Below are 17,699 nucleotides of genomic sequence, written 5' to 3' on the forward strand. Positions count from 1 at the left end.
GGCATCGGTTGACTTGTCGGCTCATTCGGCAGAGCCCTCCGTGGCTGCGAGAGCGCGCGTGATCCGGTTCCAAGCGATAGCCTCGAAGTCGATCTCGCTGTCGCTCGGCGTTTTTCCTGCTGCGATCGTCATCTCGTTGAGGTGATGCCAGCGGGCGAATTCCTTGATCGTCGTGAGGAGTTCGCTGCCCACCACATCTGTCGAGGGTGCTGGGCTTCCCGCTTCATGGGGTGGGGTGGAGAGGGCGGAGAGGATGCGACGCTCGTAATCGGCTTGGGCGGCGGATTGTGCTTCGTCTTCGGTCGAGTGCAGTGAAACAAAGCCTCCAGCATGAAGCATATGCCACACTGCACCGTGCGGCTCGACCTCATAGAGGCCGAAAGGGGTTTCGGCTGCGAACCCACGGTTAAGGACCCACTCCAGCGCCTTCACCGTCCCGACGTTGACAGCCGGATCGGGGGCGTTCATCCGGTCACAGATTTCTTTCGCGATGTGCGTCTTCATCGTCGCGATCATATCTTGGCCGCGATAAACCCAAGCGTAGTTTGCCTCGCCTTCTGAGCCGTGCTGAATGCCATAGCGCCAAAGCTTCTCAGTCATGGCTTTTCTCCTGAAGGGCGACGATAACCGATTGAGCGACGACAGAGCAGAAGACCGACGTTTCCGGCCCTTGCAGGAGGTCGCTCTCAAAGCTCGGCATGGGGATATGCTCGTTGATGGCGTTGCGCATCGCGCACATTGCGTCGAATGTGTCACGACTATTCATCCGCCAAACCTCGGCATCCTTTGTCAATCTCTCCACCCGCGAGAGCAGAGCGGCGTTCTCGGCCTTGAGTGCTGAAAGCGCTCGTCGCTTCGTCAGAGGCGCATAGCCGAGCGCCTTCATGGCGGCGATAAGTGTGCGGACGGAGCCTCTTGCAGAGTTTCGATGTTTTGAGGTTTGCTTTGACCATTTCAGTGTAAAATCGTCCGACCTTTCGACATGAACACGATGCGCGATCCGGTCGATTTCGTCAGCTTCCGGCTCGGCTTTCACCTCAACCGCCTTGGCAATCGCAGCCTGCACTTCCTCCCTTGTGAAGTTCTCGGAGGAAACGGAAGGGGAGAGGATGTCGGGGGTGCTCATGGGTTGATCTCCTGAGTGGGGGTGGAGAGGGCAGGAGGGCTTGGGAGAGGCATCCAGTGAGTGGGCATCATGGTATCTTCGGAGAAACCTCCATCCCAAGACAACCAAGCCGGGGGCTCGTTTTCATCAACATCCGGGTCTGGTATCGATGTGTGCGTGGGTGGTATGAACCAAGATCCGGCACTGACGCGAAATGTCTTGCCCGGCGTTCCGTCGCCTTGCGGGCAAAACATAATGATTTCTGTACCGTCCTTTGGTGCGGTCTCGATAGGTTGCCACTCCACCCGCGACAGTAGGCCATCACGTTCGGCGGCGAGGGCTTCCAACGAGATTTCGAAATTGGTCAGCGGAGCGGCGTCGAGCATGTCTTGCCATGTGGTCTCTAGGAGGACGGACCATTCTTCGCCAGCCTTCACCATTTCTCGGGATGGCTTGATAGGTACAAGCATGTAGCCAGCCGGGAATGCCGCCGGCTCGGGCCGCACCTCCCCCTCTACCGCCGTCTCACTCCCTGTGCGGGTGTCGTGGGTGGTCATGCTGCACACCATCCCATTGCGAGGTGATCACGGCGCTCGTCGTATGCTCGGTCGGGGTCGGGCAGACGGGATTCGTTGAGCGCGGTGTGGAAGTGTTCGGCGGCGTGCTCGGACTTCTGGATCTCGTCGGCGATGATCGCGAAGATGCCGTCCTTGACTGCGTGCGGTAGGCCGAGATAGCCGTTCCCGCGCGGGATCAGCCGCACCCCGTCGTCGAACGTGATGCTCGCGACATAGAAGCCGTCGCATTCGTCATCGACGAGCTCGGCGATACCCCGCGCATCAAAGCACTCGGTGATCGGATAGATGCCGTCGAAATCGTAGTCGCAGGAGAACGGCTTGTTGCGCATGGTTATCCCTCGATCAGGCCGGTGACGTAGGTGTTGGTGGCGTCCGCGTCGGCGTGGCCTTTCAGCCGATCGTTGTGGGCGGAGAGGATCTGCTTGCCGATGTCGACGAGGTACTGCTCGGTGAGCTTGACCTTCTCGCGTGCGTGCGTGGCCATGAGACTTTCACGGTCGATCTCGCTCGCAAGCGCCTGATGGTACGCGAGCAGCACGGAATTGTTGGGCGCCGATGCTTGGGAGGTCTGTTCGGCGCCCGCATCAGCCGCGGGCTTTGTCTGCGCCGGCTGAGCTACTGGATTGGTGTTCTCGCCGCGTGCCCAAGCACGGAGACGGCGGCCGGTCTCCATAGAAACCTGCTTGCCGGGCTGGAAGAACTGAGCATACGGAGCATTCAGCTTGCCGTAGAATTCGCCGTTCTGCATCAGCGGCACGCCCTTGGCGTCCGGAGTGACCATGAACGAGATGGTCATATCGTAGAGCATATTTTGCTCGCAGATCGGCTGCCATCCGATGTTCTGGACGGTCATTTTCTTGCGGCCGTTGTGGTCCTCGATCTCGACCGGCTTCGTGACCTCGCGCGCCCGGAAGCAGAAAATGACGTGCGCCCTGACCTGCCGCAGGTTCTTCATCAGGTGCGTCTTGTGCTCGGACTTCGGAACAGCCCATGCCGGGAAATTGAACTTGTGCATCTCCCAATCGGCAAAGGACTCGTATGGCTTCTTCGCCAGCCGGACCATCTCGGCGGTGTGCATGTCGTGGAGCCCGCCGACGCCCTCCCACTCGTCGGAAGCGGAGTCGATAACAACGACGCGAGCGCCAACCTTGTCAACGGCCTCATTGATCGCCAGCCAGATCGCCTTGGGGCTGAACGGCGGCCGCATGTCCATGTACTTCACGCGGAACAGGAATTCCCTGAGGAGTTCGGACTGCGGCCGGGTGTCAAAGGGCGTGGGGAAGTAGTGCCGCGCGCGACCGCCCTCGGTGTCGATGAAAGCGATTGGCTCGTCGCCAGCAAGGCCCAGCGCCAACAGCAGCGCGCTGACGGTCTTGCCCGAGCCGGACGGCCCGGCAACGCCAATGATCAGGGACGTGTCATCTCGCACGCCATCGGTGAAGGTGTTCATCAGCACGGTCCTGCAATGGGGGTAGAGCGGTAGGGCTTGCTCTCGAAGAAGGGGAATGGATCCAGCCCGAGTCCCTGCAAACGCGGATCTTCGATCTCGCGGGCCGACCACGAGGTATCAATATATGCGGGCATTTCGGCGGTCTGGATCTCGGTCGGGTATCCCGGCCAACGGTTCTCGGCCATGCACTTCCGCCATAGCAGAAAGGCGTTCGAGACCATCTTCTCGCCGATGAGCCGGCCGCCATTGTCGACGCGGACGACGGACACCTCGTGCGGGGCTTCCTGCTCCTGCATGATGAAGAGGAAATCGAGCTTCATCTCGTGGCGGTCGATCTGGGGGAACAGGCGACGGATGCCACGGCGATAGAACGCGTCCTGAAAATGATAGGTGTTGTTGTAGAGCGTGCGGGATACTGCCTGGGGCGAGACCTGCATGCCGGTGGTCTTGTAGTCGAGAATGGTCAGGCGATCGAGCGCGACGTCGAGGCGGTCGATGCGCGCCCGGGCCCAATGATCGCCGCACGGGTCGATCCAGGCGGCTGTGACCTCGTTCAGCAGGTTCGACGACGTGCCGGCAGGGTCCGCCAGACCGCGCAATGCCGGGTGCTCGCTGTCGATGAATAGCGCGCGGGCCTTGGCGACCATGGCGAGCGCAGTCTTGTGGTCAGCGACAAGCAGCGGGATCGCACCATCTGCCTGTGCCGCCTTCCGCTCGCCCTGCGCCTTGCCACCCTTGTAATCCTTGGCGTCGATGACGCGGATCTCGGTCGGCTGGTTTAGGAGCAAGGCGTGTGCCGCACTGCCGATCTCGCGGATGTTGCTGTTCGCCTTCTCCTCGGGCTCCTGCGGGTTGAGACGCGGGTGAGCGGTGAAGGCGTGGCGCGGGCTCTCGTCGATGAGCTTGAGGGCGATCGAGCGGGAGAGGCTGGCAACGGGGGCCGGATCGGCGTGATAGGACGCCTCGGACATACGGTATAAGCCCGGCTCGACGATCGTCTCGGAGTGGATGAGGTCGATCATTTCCATCTCCGGACTCATTGGAAGCTCACGGCGCCATCGTCGGCAGCCAGTTCAAACGCCTTCTTCCACTCTTGGTATCGCTGGTAGAACCAAGCGTCCCCGTGCGTCTGAGCGTCCGCATCGAAAGTCCTGAAGTCCTCAGAGAGCTTCTTGCTGACAACAGGGCCTATCGTGCCGTCGCAGTCGGAGAATTTGATGAGCTCCCAGAACAAGCCGCCTTTCGCAGCCCACGCGCCGCGAGAGTGGTTATGGCGTTCGCTGTCGCCGGGCACAGAAGGGTAGCCAGCAAGCTTTGCGAGCTCTTCTCGAAAATCATTGTATCCGCCGTAGGAGCCGGCGCGAAACCCGAAGGATTCTTCGGCCTGATAGACGCCACGATCCTCAAGCCCTTCTTCCCGCCCGGGAAAGTCGCGGCTGACGTAAACGACAAGATCATAGGCCTCTGGGGCAACGACGGTCAGCGTCTTGTCGTAGACATCCCCGTCGAGATACTTCACATCGTCGATCTTGCTGAGCTTGCTGTAAGCGGTGACATCCAGACCCATCACGCGGCCTCCTGCGCTGCAAACGCCTCGATCCACTCGACGGCCGTCTCCACATCCGGCATGTAACCGGGCGCGGTCATGCCCTTGAATCCGGGTACGAAGCCGTTGGTGACGCGGAAGACGGTGCCGGTGCTACGGCCGATTGTGACGTCGAGAACCTCGTGGGCCGACGCGTCCATGTTGGCGGGGTGCTTGGCGAGGGCGATGGTCTTCATGCTGCACCGCCTTTTGCTTTTTCGATGACCGCTCGTGTTTCCTTGAGCATGTCGCCAACGCGGATCAGCAGCTCTTCTTTTGGGTCTCCCTCTGCAATCGCTCGACGAAGCATGACCAGATCGCCTTCGCGAACTTCCAATTCCGTCAGCAATTCAGGAGCGGCGGCGATCAGGCGAGCATTTGCTTCATAAAGCGTGATGCGATGCCGGGCGGCGGTGTGAGACATGCGGCAGACGTGAAACTCGCCATTCGCCATCGCCAGCGGCTTATCGCGCTCGGCATCTGAATGCTCGGGCTGGACAGAGACATAGGTCAGGCCGCTCTCGAAGCTGACAGATGAAACGACCTTCCATGGACCCGGTGTGTGCTTGACGTCAGCCATCACACCCTCCCTGCGATCTCATACGCCCGCTCCTGCCGGCTGAACCCGGTGTGAGCCGCGTAGAGCGCGACAACGCCGATGACCGTGATCAGCACGATCAGCAGCACGTCGTTTGCGCGGGTGGCGAGGGCTTTCAGTGTTCGGGGGTCGATATCTTTGCGGGGGTGCATGACCGTCTCCATGGTGATCCGTTTCGATATCCGCCGGTTGATGGGCGGATGCCGAAGCGGATCAGGCAACGAAGCGAAGCTGCCCAGCTTTGATCTGCCGAGCATAGCGCGCGTTTTGACGATCAGAGCTGTACGGGTAGCGCTTGCCGGTCTTTGGCAGCTTCTTGGTCTTGCTGATGCCCTGCGGCTTGTCTGCGATCAGCACGGGGGCTGCAGCGAGAGGTTCCGAGTGCGCCATCATCGACATTGCGATGAGGGATCCAATTCCGATTGTTCCGCGCATTCCCATTTCTCCATCTCGCTTGGTGCGGTTGATGGAGAAAATGTACCCATTACGTGTACGATCGTCAACCCCAAAATGTGTACAGTTTGGGTAATGGCGCAACGCTATGATCTTGCAGGCGAATGGAGGTTCGGCATGCAGGTGATCATGTTCCTGGCGGCGATGATGGTTTCAGATGCGGAGGTGCAGGAGGCACTTCGGGCGGCAGCCCTCTCGAACAAGATCGGAGAGGTGAAGGCATGCATTACCGAATATGCAGCGAAGATCGCGGTTCGCACGAACGAAAGCGCCTCGGCCACGGGGTCTTTAGCGGTTCGCTTCTGTGCATCGAAGATCGGGGAGGCTTACGAAGGCGCTCACGATCGTGGCCTGCTGATGGATGCCATGCAGAAGTATGGCGAGTTGCAGGCAACGAGATGTCGGATCGGCGAGCTGGACGCCGCTATATGCCCGAAATGATCAGCGCGGCGTGAGCGCTGTGACCTTGGCAGCCCAAACGAGGTCTTGATCCTCCATCGGGCTTTCCGTCTGCGACAACAGATGGAAGAGCCCCTGCTCTGAGCCTTTCATGAGCTTCTTCACGAGAACCTTGCCCTCGATCGTCTCGACGATACACAGATGCCCGATCAGGTCGGCCGTCACCGGATTGCGCACGTCGTCGTAGAACACCAGCCACTGATTGAAGAATGGCCCGATGGAGTCGCCTCGTATTTCTAGGCCGACCGTGTGTTCTGTCCCTCCCGGCGGGGTTGGCACTTCTTCGAACTCCTCGTCTCCGTCGACGTAGAAATGGGCCTCTGAGCCGGCGCCGACCCTTCCCACTATCCTTGAAGTTCGTTGATCAGCGATTACCGACGCCTCATCGACGCCGAAAGCTTTTGCTGCCTGGGCGATATAATCGGATGTCAGCCGGCGCTCGCCGCGCTCAAGCTTCACATACTGACTTCGGGAAACGCCCATCAAATCCGCGGCGTCTTGCAGCTTCAGATTTTTGAGTTTCCGAAGCGATCTCAAATTGTTGGCCATACTGGGTACATCGCCGATTCTGCGCGCGCGTGTCATTCCCCTTTCTGTGTACACTTGCAATTGACAAATGTACCCATAGTGGGGATACTCTGCAGCATCATGAAGCTACACGATTATCTCAACCGACCCGACACCCAAGACGAAGAGACCTTCGCCCGTGAATGCGCGGTGAGCGTTTCGTGCGTCCGGAAGTGGCGGTACGGGGACCGTTTTCCCCGTGCCCACCAGTTTGAAAAGATCAGGGCCGCAACTCGCGGCCGGGTCACTGCGAACGATTTTGCCGTTGCTGCCGAGGCCGTCTGATGTCTGCACAATCCTCCTTTTTCGCGTCGTCTGGATTCAGCAAGCACCGCACCAAGATTCGGTGTGTTGACGCCGTGTGCGACATGGCCCGCAGCCTCTGGCCCTCGAAAACCGCCATCAACCTTTCAAGCCGTGCCGAGATCTCGAAGCGCGCTGCCGAGCTGTGGCTCGAAGGCCGTACCGAGCCGGGCGCGGATGCCCTCGTGAACCTGCTGCGCTCTGACGCCGGGTTCCTGCTCCTTCAGCAGCTCATGCAGGGCTCTGGCACGCGCTGGTGGAAGGACTTTCAGCGCGGCGTGCACATCGCCGATCTGGAACAGAAGCAGGAGGTGCTTCGGCTTCAGCTTGAAGAGATCAAGGGAGGAATGAAGCCATGACATCGTTCGTTGCCGACTGCCTGTTGCGTGTTTCGACCGGGCTGTATCTCGCGTCCGTGCAGGTGAAGGATTGGGCCATAGCGCTGATCGTTCACCGCAATCGGAGGGCGCGCCGATGATCCCTTACTGGCTCCTTATCGCCGCCATGGCCTCGCTGGCTGTCGGCATCGTCGGCATGACGGTTGCCCTCATGACCATCGCCGTGCGCGAGGCCCGCAAGGATCATCTCAGCGGGCGGTTTCCATGGATCTGATCCCGATCCGGGTCTGCCCGGAGTGCGAGCGGCCTATCGGCGCCGGCCTTCACTGCTGGGACTGCGGATACGTCCCTCTCCTTACCGATCTCGATTGCCAACAGGAAATCGAAGAAGTGCCCGGCGCAACGCGCTTCGTGCGTCCGGCTGTTCCCAACCCCTCGAAGCGCTTCAGGAGCGATGAATATGGACAAAGAAACAATCGAGGATGTCGCCTCGGAAACACTGTCGGGCGACCTGCGCGACGTCATGCTGACCCACATCCGCAGCATGGAGACGCCTTGGTCGAAGCTGTCGGAGCGGGCGCAGGAAGACAAGATCTACGCCATCCAGAGCGCGTGCGAGCACATCGTGCGTCAGGCTGTGCAGACCATCGCGGCATCTGGTCACGACGTGATCGCCGTCGAGGTGAGCAAGTTCACCGTCAAGGACACGATCAAGATGGAAGTCGTGGCGAACGTCACGACGCCGAACATCGAGCAGCTTGCCGACAACCGTGGCCGGAACGCTCTGCTCATCTTCGTCTCTGCATCCGACTATCTCGGCGAGCGTGCCCAGGCATCGGCCGACAAGGACGAGCCTGAGCTGCCGATCGAAGACGAGGCGGCTTAATCATGATGGCTGGTCGCACCCAGCACGGCAGCAAGGCGGCCTCTGGTCGCCTTGCTCTTGGCCGTCTCAAGACAGGCGAGCGTAACAAGACCGAGGCAGCGTACGAGCTGATGCTCGAAGACATGCGGCATGCCGGTGATGTCCTCTGGTATCGGTTCGAGGGCGTGAAGCTGCGCCTTGCCGACAACACGTTTTACACCCCCGATTTTGCCGTGATGCTCTCTTCCGGGCAGCTCGAAATGCACGAGGTCAAAGGCTTCTGGCAGGACGACGCACGCGTGAAGATCAAGGTCGCGGCCGATCTCTACCCCTTCCGTTTCATCGCTGCCATGCCGCTTCGCAAGAAGGACGGCGGCGGCTGGAAAATCGAGGTTTTCGAATGAGTGAATGGACAGAAGAACGCATCGACAGCCTTCGCTTCATGTGGTCCGAAGGCTTGAGCGCGTCTGAGATCGCGACACGGCTCGGCGGCCTCACACGCAATGCGGTTATCGGCAAGGTTCATCGCCTCAAGCTGCACAACCGCGTCGGTGTGGCGAAAGAGATCCAGGCGAATACGCCGCAGGTCAAGGTTGCCGAGGTGCCCAAGGTCGCCATGGCTGCGTCCATCGCGAAGGTCGTGGTCAGGCCCGCGCCCCGTATTGCTTCGACCGCTGCTCCCCGCCTCGAGCTGCCGGAGATGATGGGGTCGGTTCTCAAGCCTGTTCCCCTGCTGAAAACGCTCGTCGACCTCAACAAGGACGACTGCCGCTGGCCGGTCAACGGTGAGCGCGCCGAAACACGCTTCTGCTGCCACGCCGTCTCTCAGGGCTCGTCCTACTGCGAATATCACCGGCTGGCAGCAAAGGGCTCTGGCACGGTGTCCGAGCGTCTGGCGGCGCGTGAGCTGCGGAGGGCTGCATGATGGCAGACATCGGCAACGTTGGTGACCAGATACACGGCCTTCCTTACGCGCAGGACGAGACAGATATCCACGACGACATGGCGGCGTTCGACAGTTTTCCGAGAGAAATCCGACAGGCACTTTCAAGCGCTCCTCTCGATATTTGTGCAGAGCCCGTCGCATGGCATTTCCAATCTGGAATGAGCCCTGCGCTGATTTTGCGTGAGATCGAGGCGCTCAATGCCGAGGTGCTCAAGGCTGCATACAGCGAAAAGGGGATCAACTGATGGGCAAGCGCTCCGACTTTCCCCGCCTCGATCGCGACGCCTACCAGACGATCGATCCGCGCGCCGGGCAGAAGCTGATCCCGCACCTGCGCGGCGTCAAGACCTTCGCTGAGCCATGCGCCGGTGAGGGCTATCTCGTTGGCCAGCTTCAGGCCGCCGGTCTCGTCTGCACCTATGAGGGCGATATCACGTCCGGCCTCGATGCTCTCTCTCACCCCTTCGAGCAAGACGCCGGGTTCGACGCCATTATCACCAACCCGCCCTGGCGCCGCGACGTCCTGCACCTGATGATCGAGCGCTTCATGCATATCGCGCCGACGTGGATCCTCCTTGATGCCGGCTGGGCATATACCAAGCAATCCGCGCCCTTCATCGACCAGTGCTCGCACATCGTCGCTGTGGGCCGCCTGCGCTGGATTCCCGACACGAAGATGTCCGGCAAGGATGACTGCGTGTGGTTGCGCTTCCACAGCCAGCACGTCGGCGGCCCGCGCTTCGTCGGGCGGGAGGTGGCGGCATGAAGTGTAATTTCGTCGTCGGCCAGAGGGTCGTGTGCATCAACAGCGATTGGCCCGAGAATGGGGTTATCGAAATTGCACGCAAGGTCGTCCCAACCCCATCACGCGTTCCAATGATAAACGAGGTGCTGACCATCCGAGAGATCCGGGGTGGGCTCATAAATAATGAGGTGGTTTTCCTCCACTTTGAGGAGTTTCCCCATGGATGGGACTCCAGGCATTTCGCGCCGCTCATCACCCGCAAGACCGACATCTCGATCTTCACCGACATGCTGACGCCCGCCGGCAAGGAGAAGGCCGATGCTTGAGCGCGTCACCGCCCATGCCGTTCTCCGCTATCTCGAACGTGTCCTTCACGAGCCGGTGCAGCAATGGCTCGCCGACCAGCCGCCGATGCGCGAGTGCCAGAAGCTTGCGCTCTGCTGCGAGCGCGCTGGCCTGCCGGCTGATGCCGTGCGCCTCTCCATGCTCACACAGCCGGTCATCAACGCGCTCAACACCAAGCGCTCCCAGAAGACCACGCTCGTGACCGAGAACGCCGTCTACGTCATCGACGGGCGCAAGATCATCACGGTGCTCGCGATCGGCATGCGTCCGAAGAAGAAGCAGAAGTTCAAGGCGCACAAGAGCCGCCAGTTGGCTGAGGTGTGACGTGAGCGAGCGCGGATTCATTGCCGTAGATCGTGGCATCTTCGACCATGGCCTCTTTGACGAGAAGCATGAGTTCTCGCGCCGTGAAGCATGGCTGTGGCTCCTCTGTGAGGCAGAGTGGAAGCCGCGGGAGAAGTATGTTGGATCGAAGAAAATCGGCCTGGATCGCGGGCAGTTGGCGCACTCAGTCCGCTTCATTGCAGAGGCCTGGGGATGGCACAAATCGAAGGTAGAGCGGTTTCTCGGCCGCCTGAAAACCGAGACAATGATCGAGACAGCTACCGAGACAGGCGCAACCATCATAACCATCTGTAATTACGACAGATATCAGTCTCGTGAAGAAGGCAAGCGAGACAGCAAGCGAGGTTCCTCCGAGACGACACCGAGACAGCCGCGAGACAAACCTAAAGAAGATAACAAACCAACAAATACCACTTCTAACGAAGTGGAGGTGGTAGTCGCGCGCGAGCAGATCCAGATCGTTGTCGATGCATATTCGGAGATGGCTGCAGCATCCGGACTTCCGAAGATTGCCACGGTCAACGACAAGCGCCGATCCGCCATCAAGGCCAGGATCGAGGAGCACGGTCTCAATGGCGTTCTCAAGGCGATCGAAGCCATAGGCCGCTCGGACTTCTGCCTCGGCAAGATCGGTTCGGGGTGGAAAGCCGATTTCGATTTTCTGCTGCAGCCGTCCAGCATGATCAAGCTCATCGAGAACAAATACGACAACCGCCCGCAGGCCCGTCCGCCGCCTGACGGCCTGGCTCGGGACGCCCAGGGCCGCGTGAGCATGGCCGATTACACCTCGAAGATTTTGCAGGAAATGGAGCAGCGAGAAAATGACGGATGCACGATTGAGACCAGCTACGAGCGTCGAGATGGCAACCGAGCTCAACAAGCTCTTCCGCTCGCTCGAACTGAAGACCGGCAGCCCTGAGGAGAAGATCGAGGGCTACCTGATCGCGATTGCTGGTGCATCGCACTATGCGTTGACCACCGCCATCACGAAGATCATCCGCGGCGAAATCGACAGCATAAGTAAGAAGTTCTGCCCGACAGCTCCTGAGCTCAGCTCGATCATCCGCGACGAGATGGCATTTGTGAAAAAGCAGATCGAGCTCGCGATCGGACGCATGGAGCTCGAGGACCAGCGCCCCATCTCGGTCAAGCCCATGCTGCTCATGGATCGCATCGCCCAAGCCACGCAGCGCATGGTCGACGAGGACCGGGCCCTGCTGTTCACCGTCACCTCGCACCCCGGCTTTCTCGCTCGCAAGGGTGAGCTGCCAACCGGCGGCATCTACTGCGCCATCCTCGGTGCGGCCTACGGTCCACAGGGCTCGGCATCTCGTCCTTTGCCGGCTCAAGAGGTTCCTGACCCGGTCGCCGCAGACCTCGATTGGTAAGGCATCAACTGACACGCATTGGCAGCATTTGGCATAGGGCAAGACGATGAGCAAACTGAACAATCTCGATTATCATCTCGATATGGCCGAGGTCTGCGACCGTTACGGCATCAGCCGGCGCACGCTCGAACGCTGGCTGGTAGACGAGAAGGTGGGCTTCCCCCAGCCCATGCGCATCAATGGGCGACGGTTCTTCAAGGCGACCGACCTGCACCGCTTCGACGCCACAAACGCCGGCCTCGACCCCGACGAGATCGACGAAGTTCATGGCCTCAAAGCGGTCTCCTCGATCATTACCGACTATGCCGGCCTCGTGAAGGCGCTCAAGGCTCGTCGGGCAGATCTCGGCATGAGCAATGCAGAGTTGGAACACCGTGCCGGCATGCAGGAAGGTTACGTCACCAAGCTGGAATGCTGGCCGCGCGAGAACAGCCGCGGAATGGGGCCGGAGATCATGCCATTGTGGTTCGGGGGGCTACGTCTCGGCCTCGTACTGCTCGACATGCCGCGCCGCCCGCGCCGCGGGGCTGATGCGGCAGCGCCTGTGAAGCCCACCAAGCCAAACGGTGATCTGAGCGCGGCCGTGCGCCTCTTGATCGAGACAGGCACCGATGAGCAGCAGGCAGATGTCGCAGTTTCAATCCGCGAAATCCTCGCCTCGAAGACGGTCAATACGTTCGAGGAGATTTCCAGCGTTCTGCACACGGCAGGAGGAGCAATGGCATGAGCAACGAAGGGATCAAGGTTGACGCCGTCACAGATGAAGGGTTGTTCTATCCCACGCCGGGCAGCGTGATCTATAAGATCATGGCTGAGACGCGATCATTCATCTATGAGCCTCAGAAGGATATCACGGCATATGAGCTCGCTCTGCTCATGCCCATGATTGTGAACTGCTCCATTCCATATGGTCAATATGCTGAGGAATATGACCGGCTGCCACCCGAAGCTAAGCGCCATTGGATCGTGACAGAGGCTGGCAAGTGATGCTGGCCACATGGACGAAGGTTCTGCCGTATTTCATCGTGGTCTGGTTCGCCAAGCGCTATTGCGAGCGCTTCGACATCGTGCCGGGCTTCACGTCGGTCATGCCACATCGCGGCATCATCATGCACTGGAAGACGGATACCCCCGGCCGGCCAGAGCAAGGAAATCAGCCTCAACCGCATAAGGGTTTGAGGGGTGCCGGCTGACCGCTTGGAAATCGCTCACAGCCGCGTCATCACCTTGTGCGCCAGATCCCAATATTCCTCGCATTTCTGCGTGGCCTGACGCGCCGTATCAACCCAGCCCGTGTTCGGTGTCGGCGGCCGGCCACCATGTGTCCGCGGGTATCCGCCGGCCCACTGCCATTTGCCCTTGGTCGGCCCGTTCGTCTCTTTCCGGATCCTGCCCACATACCCATCACCGTCGAACCCCTGCCAGTCCAGATCGGTAGGCGGATCGTTCTCGTCTATCTGGGTGCGCTTCCATGCGTATTTCGGTTGGTAGGCATCTGTCATGTCAGCGGGTGAACCCCGTTATAGGCGTGCCATCTCGCGGCCACCAGCAACAGTGCTTCGCTGGCATTCTTGGCATCAGCTATGTGGAAGCGGGGCGAACCCTTCACCTGCACCCGCGCACGATAGAAGGTCTTTCCATCCTCGGTCAGCTCTTCGATCTTGACCTTTGGCAGCACTATTCCCGTCATTTACGTCTCTCCTTCACTCTCAGCCTGCCCCACATGCGCAGCTCGATCGGTTCTGTGATCATCATCGACATCTCGTCCCAATCGAACTCAGCCATCAGACCGACCGTCATGCACAGCAGCCGGTAGCGCTTCATCGTCACCGCATCGACAGGCTTCTTCGTGATCCTGTTCATGCCGGCTTCCATGTCACCGATCGACGACACGGAATAGCCTATGGCCTCTGCCAGCTCTGGCCGTGACATCTTGGCGATATGCTCTCGCCAGTATCGAGCCCTGATATGCTCCGGTGCGTCACGAGGTGGCTGTTCAGGCATGATATCCTCAAAATAGGCCATACGATAATCGCATCATTCTAAGCCAGTTTCAATGTGAATATAGTATGGTGAGTAAGCACTGAAACATACGATAATCGCATCATTTTGGCGCCCTCCATTTCAGACGCGAAATCCCCGATCAGCCAACTTACTGATATCACAACACAATAAACCTGTGCTTTGCGTCCATTTCCGCCCACCTGTACCAAGCTTCGCGCGCGCATCCTTCTTCCCTTACAGGTCAGCGCATTCCGATGGATCAGCAAGGGCACCGAGACAAGCAGCGATGGCTATGCCTCTCAAGACCTCAGCCGCCTACAAGCTCCCCGCACAGAAAGCAGCAGCAGCTCTCCGGAAGGAGAACAAAGAGCCTCTTCTGACCGAGAAGCAGAAGGCCCTCGTCCATGCCATGGTCTTTGAGGGTAACTCTCGCAAGGAAGCAGCCGAAGCCGCTGATCTCACTGACAAAGCGGCCCGTGAAGCACTCATCAAACCGAACGTCCTTGCCTACCTCAATGAGTGTATGGAGGTGTTGCGAACCAGCGCTCGCCCTCGTGCGCTCCACCGCATGGTCGATCTGCTCGACGCCAAGACCGAACGCATTCAGTTCGAAAGCGCGAAATATCTCGATGGTATGGACCGCCCAAGCCATGCAGTCGGGGCCACGCAGATCAACGTCCAGGTCAACACCACCACCAACGTGACACCCGGTTACATGGTCAAGCTGGACCGATCAGGCGGCGCACAGATAGAGCATCTGGCGAAGGGTGAGGGTAAGGCGTTACCACATATGCAGGACGTTCCCGAGGATGATTGAGGAACGCCACCCCGTACCCCCTTCGTTCTCCTTCGGACGCCCGTCAGAGGGGGGTGGGGGCAAAATTGGGCTCGAGTCTTCCAGTTCCACCCTCAGACACAAGTCCTGCACCCAGAGAGTTCGGACCTGATTTTTTTTCACCACCCAGCAAAAGGAAAAGCCGCGATGACGAAACCAGAGAACGCCATTGAGTTTATGCCGGTGCAAATCACGGAGCCCAGCACGATCAGCTTCATGCAGATCGAGGCTCACACGCTGGACGGAGCATCGCTGACGCACGAATTTTTCGATGGGAAGGTCATTCCGGAGGTTGGATCACTTCTGGTTCTAAAGCTCGTTGCGAACGAGGGCGGCAAGATCACGATGCAGCTTCAGCCACTGCCCTGACCTCGACAGGGGATCAGGACTGAGATTTTTTTCACCCACCAGGAGATTGCAGCGATGAGCAAGTTTCGGAAAAAGCCGGTCGTGATTGAAGCGTTTCTTTGGACCGGCGGGCCAGATCAGACGGAAGACCCGGAATGGATCTGCGATGCGATCAGCCGTGGCGATGTCTTCTTTTCGGAGCCGCCGAATGTGACAATGCAGATCCGGACGCTTGAAGGCGTGATGACTGCCAGCATCGGCGATTATGTCATTCAGGGTGTGAAGGGGGAGATCTACCCCTGCAAACCCGACATCTTCGCCGCGACCTATGATGCTGTCGAGGACCCGGCATGACCATGTTCCGAAAGCTCCCCGTCGTCGTCGAGGCGTTCCAGTTTTCCGGGTCGGAGATCGATGGGCCGGCCTGGGCGGTCGAGGCGGTGGATTATGGCGTGATCCGGTTCGACGCCGGGTCGGCTGTGGTGAAGACGCTGAACGGCGACCTCACGGCAGGCCCGGGCGACTGGATTGTTCGGGGTGCTGAGGGCGAGATCTACCCTGTGAAGGGGGATATCTTCGCGGCGACGTACGAGGTGGCGTGATGGCTGACCTGAAGGTTGTTCAGTTCGACCCGGCTCAGGGGCGGAAAACTGAAGTGGTTGAGCGCTTGCAGGAATTGCTTGCGCAAGCTGAGGCCGGGGAAGTCGTGGATCTGTCGTTTGCGGCCGCGCTGGTTGATGGAGCCGTGATCACGGGGTTCACGCACACGGATGATGCGCATCGTCGGCTCTCGGGTGTGTCGAGGCTGCTTCACCGTCTGCATTTGATCATGGACGGCGACCCCAATGCTTGAGATCATCGAGCCGGAGCGGCCGACAGTTCTCCCGAAGATCGAGCTCGCCCCAGATGGTCGCAAGATCTACGCGCCTGACGGCAACGTGCTGTGTGATTTCATCGAGTGCCGCAAGCATGTGAGCATCGTCCGCGGCTCGATCGGCTCGGGCACGTCGACGGCCTGCATCATGAAGATGTGGCTGATCTCGTGCGAGCAGCGGCCGAACGACGATGGGCTGCGAAAGACGCGCTGGGCGGTCTGCCGCAATACGTTCCCGGACCTGAAGAACACGACGGTGAAGTCGTGGCTCGACTGGTTCCCGGAGGAGATGTACGGGCGGTTTTACTGGGACCGGCCCTATCGTCACATGATCCGGCTCGGCGACGTGGAGATGGAAATCATCTTCCTGGCTCTCGATACCGAGGACGATGTGCGCAAGCTGCGGTCGTTCGAGTTCACCGGCATCTGGTTCAACGAGCTCGAATTCATCGACAAGGCGATCGTCGACGAGGCGGAAAGCCGAACAGGGCGATATCCGGCGGTCAAGGACGGTGGGGCGACCTGGGACGGCGTGATCGCCGACATGAACGCGCCGCGCGAGGATCATTTCATCCCGCTGATGATGGGCGAGGTCCCGCTGCCGGACGACTGGACGGAAGAGGAGCGGCTTGCCTACAAGCGTCCGGACAATTGGGGCTATCATGTGCAGCCGCCGGCCATGCTCGAGATCAAGGACGCGGCCGGCACGCTGACGGGCTACCGGATGAACCCGCTGGCTGAGAACACGAAGTGGCTCAAGCCCGGCTATTACGCGGAAAAGATCAAGGGCAAGACGAAGCAGTGGATCGACAGCCGCGTGCTGAACAAGATCACGGTGTTCGTCGACGGCAAGCCGGTCTGGAACCAGTTCAACGCCGACAGCCATGTGTCGAAAACGGCGCTTGAGCCCATTCCGGGCTGGCCGGTCTATGTCGGGCTCGACTTTGGTCGGAATCCGGCTTGCGTGGTCGGGCAGCTCGTCAACAATCGGTGGCGGATCTTCGCCGAGGTCACGGCGCGCGGCGTCGGCGCGTCAATCTTCGCGCCTCTGGTGAAGCAGTTGCTTGATCGGCGGCTCGGCGACTGGCAGCCGACATCGCGGCATGCCGATTTCCAAGGCTTTCAGGTCGAGTTCTTCGGCGATCCGAAGGGTGAGGACGGCACGCAGTCGGACGAGACCACGGCCTATGACGTCTTCCGCTCGTTCGGCATGCCGGTGCGGCCGGCGCCGGTGAAGAACAACCACATCCAGACCCGTATTGAGGCTGTCGAATATGCCATGATCACGATGGTGAACGGCATGCCGCGGCTTCTGGTGTGCGGCGTGAACTGCCGGACGCTGAAAGTGGCGATGGCCGGCGGCTATCACTTCGCGCGCATCAAGGGCACGTCTCGGCATAAGGAAACGCCCGAGAAAGACCGCTATTCCGACATCGCCGACGCGACGCAATACATGGTGCTCGGCGCTGGCGAGGGCCGCGCGGTCGCTGGCGGCACGCACGCCGGCCGGAAATCGGCAGTTGACATCAAGGTTCAGAAGAAATCGAGGCGCCGCGGTGGGTTTTGAC

General features: G+C 59.9%; 37 protein-coding genes. 22 read left to right on the plus strand and 15 right to left on the minus strand.

The genetic code is table 11. The features are described 5' to 3' along the window. Positions 1-21: 21 nt before the first annotated feature. The 11 genes from G8E10_RS09365 to G8E10_RS09415 form a co-directional block, all read right to left on the minus strand. Complete coding sequence (locus G8E10_RS09365) at positions 22-600, minus strand: hypothetical protein (RefSeq protein WP_167128208.1); 579 nt, start codon at positions 598-600, stop codon at positions 22-24. Further along, complete coding sequence (locus G8E10_RS09370) at positions 593-1,036, minus strand: hypothetical protein (protein ID WP_167128212.1); 444 nt, start codon at positions 1,034-1,036, stop codon at positions 593-595. Before G8E10_RS09370 ends, G8E10_RS09365 begins: the two co-directional genes overlap by 8 nt. An 86-nt stretch (positions 1,037-1,122) precedes the next feature. Further along, positions 1,123-1,662 carry a hypothetical protein gene (locus G8E10_RS09375; protein ID WP_167128215.1) on the minus strand — a complete coding sequence of 180 codons (540 nt, stop codon included), beginning with the start codon at positions 1,660-1,662 and terminating at the stop codon, positions 1,123-1,125. Beyond that, positions 1,659-2,012 carry a hypothetical protein gene (locus G8E10_RS09380; RefSeq protein ID WP_167128218.1) on the minus strand — a complete coding sequence of 118 codons (354 nt, stop codon included), beginning with the start codon at positions 2,010-2,012 and terminating at the stop codon, positions 1,659-1,661. The genes G8E10_RS09375 and G8E10_RS09380 overlap by 4 nt, the downstream gene beginning before the upstream one ends. A 2-nt stretch (positions 2,013-2,014) precedes the next feature. After that, positions 2,015-3,133, minus strand: coding sequence for an AAA family ATPase (locus G8E10_RS09385; RefSeq protein WP_167128221.1), 1,119 nt, complete (start codon positions 3,131-3,133; stop codon positions 2,015-2,017). Beyond that, positions 3,133-4,155, minus strand: coding sequence for a PD-(D/E)XK nuclease family protein (locus G8E10_RS09390; RefSeq protein ID WP_167128224.1), 1,023 nt, complete (start codon positions 4,153-4,155; stop codon positions 3,133-3,135). Before G8E10_RS09390 ends, G8E10_RS09385 begins: the two co-directional genes overlap by 1 nt. 14 nt (positions 4,156-4,169) lie before the next feature. Beyond that, positions 4,170-4,700 carry a hypothetical protein gene (locus G8E10_RS09395; protein WP_167128227.1) on the minus strand — a complete coding sequence of 177 codons (531 nt, stop codon included), beginning with the start codon at positions 4,698-4,700 and terminating at the stop codon, positions 4,170-4,172. After that, the gene (locus G8E10_RS09400; protein WP_167128230.1) at positions 4,700-4,915 is read right to left on the minus strand and encodes a hypothetical protein; all 216 of its coding nucleotides are present in this window, start codon (positions 4,913-4,915) and stop codon (positions 4,700-4,702) included. Before G8E10_RS09400 ends, G8E10_RS09395 begins: the two co-directional genes overlap by 1 nt. Next, entirely contained in the window at positions 4,912-5,298 is a 387-nt protein-coding gene (locus G8E10_RS09405) for a hypothetical protein (RefSeq protein WP_167128234.1), read from the minus strand. Before G8E10_RS09405 ends, G8E10_RS09400 begins: the two co-directional genes overlap by 4 nt. Beyond that, positions 5,298-5,468: a hypothetical protein gene (locus G8E10_RS09410; RefSeq protein WP_167128237.1), complete on the minus strand. Its 171-nt coding sequence runs from the start codon at positions 5,466-5,468 to the stop codon at positions 5,298-5,300. The genes G8E10_RS09405 and G8E10_RS09410 overlap by 1 nt, the downstream gene beginning before the upstream one ends. A 61-nt stretch (positions 5,469-5,529) precedes the next feature. After that, complete coding sequence (locus G8E10_RS09415) at positions 5,530-5,751, minus strand: hypothetical protein (RefSeq protein ID WP_167128240.1); 222 nt, start codon at positions 5,749-5,751, stop codon at positions 5,530-5,532. A gap of 135 nt (positions 5,752-5,886) precedes the next feature. Between G8E10_RS09415 and G8E10_RS09420 the strand changes: the two genes are divergently transcribed. Further along, complete coding sequence (locus tag G8E10_RS09420) at positions 5,887-6,210, plus strand: hypothetical protein (RefSeq protein WP_167128243.1); 324 nt, start codon at positions 5,887-5,889, stop codon at positions 6,208-6,210. Here the strand turns inward: G8E10_RS09420 and G8E10_RS09425 are convergent, their stop codons facing one another. Continuing rightward, positions 6,211-6,813 (minus strand): helix-turn-helix domain-containing protein, encoded by a 603-nt coding sequence (locus tag G8E10_RS09425; RefSeq protein ID WP_281517486.1) that lies wholly within the window; start codon positions 6,811-6,813, stop codon positions 6,211-6,213. A 266-nt stretch (positions 6,814-7,079) separates the two neighbouring features. Between G8E10_RS09425 and G8E10_RS09430 the strand changes: the two genes are divergently transcribed. The 15 genes from G8E10_RS09430 to G8E10_RS09495 all read left to right on the plus strand — a co-directional run bounded on the left by G8E10_RS09430 (position 7,080) and on the right by G8E10_RS09495 (position 13,263). Next, positions 7,080-7,457, plus strand: a complete 378-nt coding sequence (locus tag G8E10_RS09430; RefSeq protein ID WP_281517487.1) for a hypothetical protein — start codon at positions 7,080-7,082, stop codon at positions 7,455-7,457. Beyond that, positions 7,454-7,576, plus strand: coding sequence for a hypothetical protein (locus tag G8E10_RS25890; RefSeq protein ID WP_281517488.1), 123 nt, complete (start codon positions 7,454-7,456; stop codon positions 7,574-7,576). Before G8E10_RS09430 ends, G8E10_RS25890 begins: the two co-directional genes overlap by 4 nt. Beyond that, positions 7,573-7,710: a hypothetical protein gene (locus G8E10_RS09435; RefSeq protein WP_167128246.1), complete on the plus strand. Its 138-nt coding sequence runs from the start codon at positions 7,573-7,575 to the stop codon at positions 7,708-7,710. The genes G8E10_RS25890 and G8E10_RS09435 overlap by 4 nt, the downstream gene beginning before the upstream one ends. A 186-nt stretch (positions 7,711-7,896) precedes the next feature. Continuing rightward, positions 7,897-8,322, plus strand: coding sequence for a hypothetical protein (locus G8E10_RS09440; protein WP_167128249.1), 426 nt, complete (start codon positions 7,897-7,899; stop codon positions 8,320-8,322). 2 nt (positions 8,323-8,324) lie between these two features. After that, on the plus strand, positions 8,325-8,705 hold the full coding sequence (locus tag G8E10_RS09445; RefSeq protein ID WP_281517489.1) for a PDDEXK family nuclease: 381 nt from the start codon (positions 8,325-8,327) through the stop codon (positions 8,703-8,705). Then, positions 8,702-9,226: a GcrA family cell cycle regulator gene (locus tag G8E10_RS09450; RefSeq protein WP_167128252.1), complete on the plus strand. Its 525-nt coding sequence runs from the start codon at positions 8,702-8,704 to the stop codon at positions 9,224-9,226. Before G8E10_RS09445 ends, G8E10_RS09450 begins: the two co-directional genes overlap by 4 nt. Next, positions 9,223-9,492 (plus strand): hypothetical protein, encoded by a 270-nt coding sequence (locus G8E10_RS09455; protein ID WP_167128255.1) that lies wholly within the window; start codon positions 9,223-9,225, stop codon positions 9,490-9,492. The genes G8E10_RS09450 and G8E10_RS09455 overlap by 4 nt, the downstream gene beginning before the upstream one ends. Continuing rightward, positions 9,492-10,013, plus strand: coding sequence for a hypothetical protein (locus tag G8E10_RS09460; RefSeq protein WP_167128258.1), 522 nt, complete (start codon positions 9,492-9,494; stop codon positions 10,011-10,013). Before G8E10_RS09455 ends, G8E10_RS09460 begins: the two co-directional genes overlap by 1 nt. Further along, on the plus strand, positions 10,010-10,318 hold the full coding sequence (locus tag G8E10_RS09465; RefSeq protein WP_167128262.1) for a hypothetical protein: 309 nt from the start codon (positions 10,010-10,012) through the stop codon (positions 10,316-10,318). Before G8E10_RS09460 ends, G8E10_RS09465 begins: the two co-directional genes overlap by 4 nt. Beyond that, positions 10,311-10,661, plus strand: coding sequence for a hypothetical protein (locus G8E10_RS09470; protein WP_167128265.1), 351 nt, complete (start codon positions 10,311-10,313; stop codon positions 10,659-10,661). Before G8E10_RS09465 ends, G8E10_RS09470 begins: the two co-directional genes overlap by 8 nt. 1 nt (position 10,662) lies before the next feature. After that, positions 10,663-11,601, plus strand: coding sequence for a hypothetical protein (locus G8E10_RS09475; protein WP_167128269.1), 939 nt, complete (start codon positions 10,663-10,665; stop codon positions 11,599-11,601). Further along, the gene (locus G8E10_RS09480; RefSeq protein WP_167128272.1) at positions 11,543-12,070 is read left to right on the plus strand and encodes a hypothetical protein; all 528 of its coding nucleotides are present in this window, start codon (positions 11,543-11,545) and stop codon (positions 12,068-12,070) included. Before G8E10_RS09475 ends, G8E10_RS09480 begins: the two co-directional genes overlap by 59 nt. A 46-nt stretch (positions 12,071-12,116) precedes the next feature. Further along, entirely contained in the window at positions 12,117-12,797 is a 681-nt protein-coding gene (locus G8E10_RS25895; RefSeq protein WP_281517490.1) for a helix-turn-helix domain-containing protein, read from the plus strand. Continuing rightward, a complete protein-coding gene (locus G8E10_RS09490; protein WP_167128275.1) occupies positions 12,794-13,057 on the plus strand; it encodes a hypothetical protein in 264 nt (87 codons plus the stop codon). Before G8E10_RS25895 ends, G8E10_RS09490 begins: the two co-directional genes overlap by 4 nt. Next, the gene (locus G8E10_RS09495) at positions 13,057-13,263 is read left to right on the plus strand and encodes a hypothetical protein (protein WP_167128278.1); all 207 of its coding nucleotides are present in this window, start codon (positions 13,057-13,059) and stop codon (positions 13,261-13,263) included. Before G8E10_RS09490 ends, G8E10_RS09495 begins: the two co-directional genes overlap by 1 nt. A 15-nt stretch (positions 13,264-13,278) precedes the next feature. Here the strand turns inward: G8E10_RS09495 and G8E10_RS09500 are convergent, their stop codons facing one another. From G8E10_RS09500 to G8E10_RS09510, 3 genes are read right to left on the minus strand one after another with little or no spacing between them, the layout of a single operon-like run. Further along, positions 13,279-13,572 carry a hypothetical protein gene (locus tag G8E10_RS09500; RefSeq protein ID WP_167128281.1) on the minus strand — a complete coding sequence of 98 codons (294 nt, stop codon included), beginning with the start codon at positions 13,570-13,572 and terminating at the stop codon, positions 13,279-13,281. Next, positions 13,569-13,760, minus strand: a complete 192-nt coding sequence (locus G8E10_RS09505; RefSeq protein WP_167128283.1) for a hypothetical protein — start codon at positions 13,758-13,760, stop codon at positions 13,569-13,571. Before G8E10_RS09505 ends, G8E10_RS09500 begins: the two co-directional genes overlap by 4 nt. Beyond that, the gene (locus G8E10_RS09510) at positions 13,757-14,074 is read right to left on the minus strand and encodes a helix-turn-helix domain-containing protein (protein WP_167128285.1); all 318 of its coding nucleotides are present in this window, start codon (positions 14,072-14,074) and stop codon (positions 13,757-13,759) included. Before G8E10_RS09510 ends, G8E10_RS09505 begins: the two co-directional genes overlap by 4 nt. Positions 14,075-14,360: 286 nt before the next feature. On the opposite strand from G8E10_RS09510, the gene G8E10_RS09515 reads away from it, so the two are divergent. The 6 genes from G8E10_RS09515 to G8E10_RS09540 all read left to right on the plus strand — a co-directional run bounded on the left by G8E10_RS09515 (position 14,361) and on the right by G8E10_RS09540 (position 17,698). Next, a complete protein-coding gene (locus tag G8E10_RS09515) occupies positions 14,361-14,891 on the plus strand; it encodes a hypothetical protein (RefSeq protein WP_167128287.1) in 531 nt (176 codons plus the stop codon). Between the two features lie 165 nt (positions 14,892-15,056). Then, the gene (locus tag G8E10_RS09520) at positions 15,057-15,278 is read left to right on the plus strand and encodes a hypothetical protein (RefSeq protein WP_167128289.1); all 222 of its coding nucleotides are present in this window, start codon (positions 15,057-15,059) and stop codon (positions 15,276-15,278) included. Positions 15,279-15,332: 54 nt separating this feature from the next. Next, complete coding sequence (locus G8E10_RS09525; protein WP_167128291.1) at positions 15,333-15,611, plus strand: hypothetical protein; 279 nt, start codon at positions 15,333-15,335, stop codon at positions 15,609-15,611. After that, a complete protein-coding gene (locus G8E10_RS09530; protein WP_167128293.1) occupies positions 15,608-15,859 on the plus strand; it encodes a hypothetical protein in 252 nt (83 codons plus the stop codon). The genes G8E10_RS09525 and G8E10_RS09530 overlap by 4 nt, the downstream gene beginning before the upstream one ends. Continuing rightward, positions 15,859-16,110, plus strand: coding sequence for a hypothetical protein (locus G8E10_RS09535; RefSeq protein ID WP_167128295.1), 252 nt, complete (start codon positions 15,859-15,861; stop codon positions 16,108-16,110). Before G8E10_RS09530 ends, G8E10_RS09535 begins: the two co-directional genes overlap by 1 nt. Further along, positions 16,103-17,698, plus strand: a complete 1,596-nt coding sequence (locus tag G8E10_RS09540; protein ID WP_167128297.1) for a hypothetical protein — start codon at positions 16,103-16,105, stop codon at positions 17,696-17,698. The genes G8E10_RS09535 and G8E10_RS09540 overlap by 8 nt, the downstream gene beginning before the upstream one ends. Position 17,699 lies beyond the last annotated feature (1 nt).

This window comes from Ferranicluibacter rubi (assembly GCF_011603255.1).
Taxonomy (GTDB): Bacteria; Pseudomonadota; Alphaproteobacteria; order Rhizobiales; family Rhizobiaceae; genus Ferranicluibacter; species Ferranicluibacter rubi.

What these genes read in the sequence shown, in the direction of transcription:
- G8E10_RS09445 (WP_281517489.1), top strand. Translation starts at nt 8,325, where the DNA reads ATGATGGCTGGTCGCACCCAGCACGGCAGCAAGGCGGCCTCTGGTCGC.
- G8E10_RS09525 (WP_167128291.1), top strand. Translation starts at nt 15,333, where the DNA reads ATGAGCAAGTTTCGGAAAAAGCCGGTCGTGATTGAAGCGTTTCTTTGG.
- G8E10_RS09440 (WP_167128249.1), top strand. Translation starts at nt 7,897, where the DNA reads ATGGACAAAGAAACAATCGAGGATGTCGCCTCGGAAACACTGTCGGGC.
- G8E10_RS09500 (WP_167128281.1), bottom strand. Translation starts at nt 13,572, where the DNA reads ATGACAGATGCCTACCAACCGAAATACGCATGGAAGCGCACCCAGATA.
- G8E10_RS09535 (WP_167128295.1), top strand. Translation starts at nt 15,859, where the DNA reads ATGGCTGACCTGAAGGTTGTTCAGTTCGACCCGGCTCAGGGGCGGAAA.
- G8E10_RS09365 (WP_167128208.1), bottom strand. Translation starts at nt 600, where the DNA reads ATGACTGAGAAGCTTTGGCGCTATGGCATTCAGCACGGCTCAGAAGGC.
- G8E10_RS09425 (WP_281517486.1), bottom strand. Translation starts at nt 6,813, where the DNA reads ATGACACGCGCGCGCAGAATCGGCGATGTACCCAGTATGGCCAACAAT.
- G8E10_RS09385 (WP_167128221.1), bottom strand. Translation starts at nt 3,133, where the DNA reads ATGAACACCTTCACCGATGGCGTGCGAGATGACACGTCCCTGATCATT.
- G8E10_RS09395 (WP_167128227.1), bottom strand. Translation starts at nt 4,700, where the DNA reads ATGGGTCTGGATGTCACCGCTTACAGCAAGCTCAGCAAGATCGACGAT.
- G8E10_RS25890 (WP_281517488.1), top strand. Translation starts at nt 7,454, where the DNA reads ATGACATCGTTCGTTGCCGACTGCCTGTTGCGTGTTTCGACCGGGCTG.
- G8E10_RS09480 (WP_167128272.1), top strand. Translation starts at nt 11,543, where the DNA reads ATGGCAACCGAGCTCAACAAGCTCTTCCGCTCGCTCGAACTGAAGACC.
- G8E10_RS09520 (WP_167128289.1), top strand. Translation starts at nt 15,057, where the DNA reads ATGACGAAACCAGAGAACGCCATTGAGTTTATGCCGGTGCAAATCACG.
- G8E10_RS09470 (WP_167128265.1), top strand. Translation starts at nt 10,311, where the DNA reads ATGCTTGAGCGCGTCACCGCCCATGCCGTTCTCCGCTATCTCGAACGT.
- G8E10_RS09510 (WP_167128285.1), bottom strand. Translation starts at nt 14,074, where the DNA reads ATGCCTGAACAGCCACCTCGTGACGCACCGGAGCATATCAGGGCTCGA.
- G8E10_RS09400 (WP_167128230.1), bottom strand. Translation starts at nt 4,915, where the DNA reads ATGAAGACCATCGCCCTCGCCAAGCACCCCGCCAACATGGACGCGTCG.
- G8E10_RS09495 (WP_167128278.1), top strand. Translation starts at nt 13,057, where the DNA reads ATGCTGGCCACATGGACGAAGGTTCTGCCGTATTTCATCGTGGTCTGG.
- G8E10_RS09450 (WP_167128252.1), top strand. Translation starts at nt 8,702, where the DNA reads ATGAGTGAATGGACAGAAGAACGCATCGACAGCCTTCGCTTCATGTGG.
- G8E10_RS09455 (WP_167128255.1), top strand. Translation starts at nt 9,223, where the DNA reads ATGATGGCAGACATCGGCAACGTTGGTGACCAGATACACGGCCTTCCT.
- G8E10_RS09435 (WP_167128246.1), top strand. Translation starts at nt 7,573, where the DNA reads ATGATCCCTTACTGGCTCCTTATCGCCGCCATGGCCTCGCTGGCTGTC.
- G8E10_RS09405 (WP_167128234.1), bottom strand. Translation starts at nt 5,298, where the DNA reads ATGGCTGACGTCAAGCACACACCGGGTCCATGGAAGGTCGTTTCATCT.
- G8E10_RS09420 (WP_167128243.1), top strand. Translation starts at nt 5,887, where the DNA reads ATGCAGGTGATCATGTTCCTGGCGGCGATGATGGTTTCAGATGCGGAG.
- G8E10_RS09410 (WP_167128237.1), bottom strand. Translation starts at nt 5,468, where the DNA reads ATGCACCCCCGCAAAGATATCGACCCCCGAACACTGAAAGCCCTCGCC.
- G8E10_RS09430 (WP_281517487.1), top strand. Translation starts at nt 7,080, where the DNA reads ATGTCTGCACAATCCTCCTTTTTCGCGTCGTCTGGATTCAGCAAGCAC.
- G8E10_RS09390 (WP_167128224.1), bottom strand. Translation starts at nt 4,155, where the DNA reads ATGATCGACCTCATCCACTCCGAGACGATCGTCGAGCCGGGCTTATAC.
- G8E10_RS09540 (WP_167128297.1), top strand. Translation starts at nt 16,103, where the DNA reads ATGCTTGAGATCATCGAGCCGGAGCGGCCGACAGTTCTCCCGAAGATC.
- G8E10_RS09380 (WP_167128218.1), bottom strand. Translation starts at nt 2,012, where the DNA reads ATGCGCAACAAGCCGTTCTCCTGCGACTACGATTTCGACGGCATCTAT.
- G8E10_RS09375 (WP_167128215.1), bottom strand. Translation starts at nt 1,662, where the DNA reads ATGACCACCCACGACACCCGCACAGGGAGTGAGACGGCGGTAGAGGGG.
- G8E10_RS25895 (WP_281517490.1), top strand. Translation starts at nt 12,117, where the DNA reads ATGAGCAAACTGAACAATCTCGATTATCATCTCGATATGGCCGAGGTC.
- G8E10_RS09530 (WP_167128293.1), top strand. Translation starts at nt 15,608, where the DNA reads ATGACCATGTTCCGAAAGCTCCCCGTCGTCGTCGAGGCGTTCCAGTTT.
- G8E10_RS09465 (WP_167128262.1), top strand. Translation starts at nt 10,010, where the DNA reads ATGAAGTGTAATTTCGTCGTCGGCCAGAGGGTCGTGTGCATCAACAGC.
- G8E10_RS09490 (WP_167128275.1), top strand. Translation starts at nt 12,794, where the DNA reads ATGAGCAACGAAGGGATCAAGGTTGACGCCGTCACAGATGAAGGGTTG.
- G8E10_RS09515 (WP_167128287.1), top strand. Translation starts at nt 14,361, where the DNA reads ATGGCTATGCCTCTCAAGACCTCAGCCGCCTACAAGCTCCCCGCACAG.
- G8E10_RS09415 (WP_167128240.1), bottom strand. Translation starts at nt 5,751, where the DNA reads ATGCGCGGAACAATCGGAATTGGATCCCTCATCGCAATGTCGATGATG.
- G8E10_RS09505 (WP_167128283.1), bottom strand. Translation starts at nt 13,760, where the DNA reads ATGACGGGAATAGTGCTGCCAAAGGTCAAGATCGAAGAGCTGACCGAG.
- G8E10_RS09460 (WP_167128258.1), top strand. Translation starts at nt 9,492, where the DNA reads ATGGGCAAGCGCTCCGACTTTCCCCGCCTCGATCGCGACGCCTACCAG.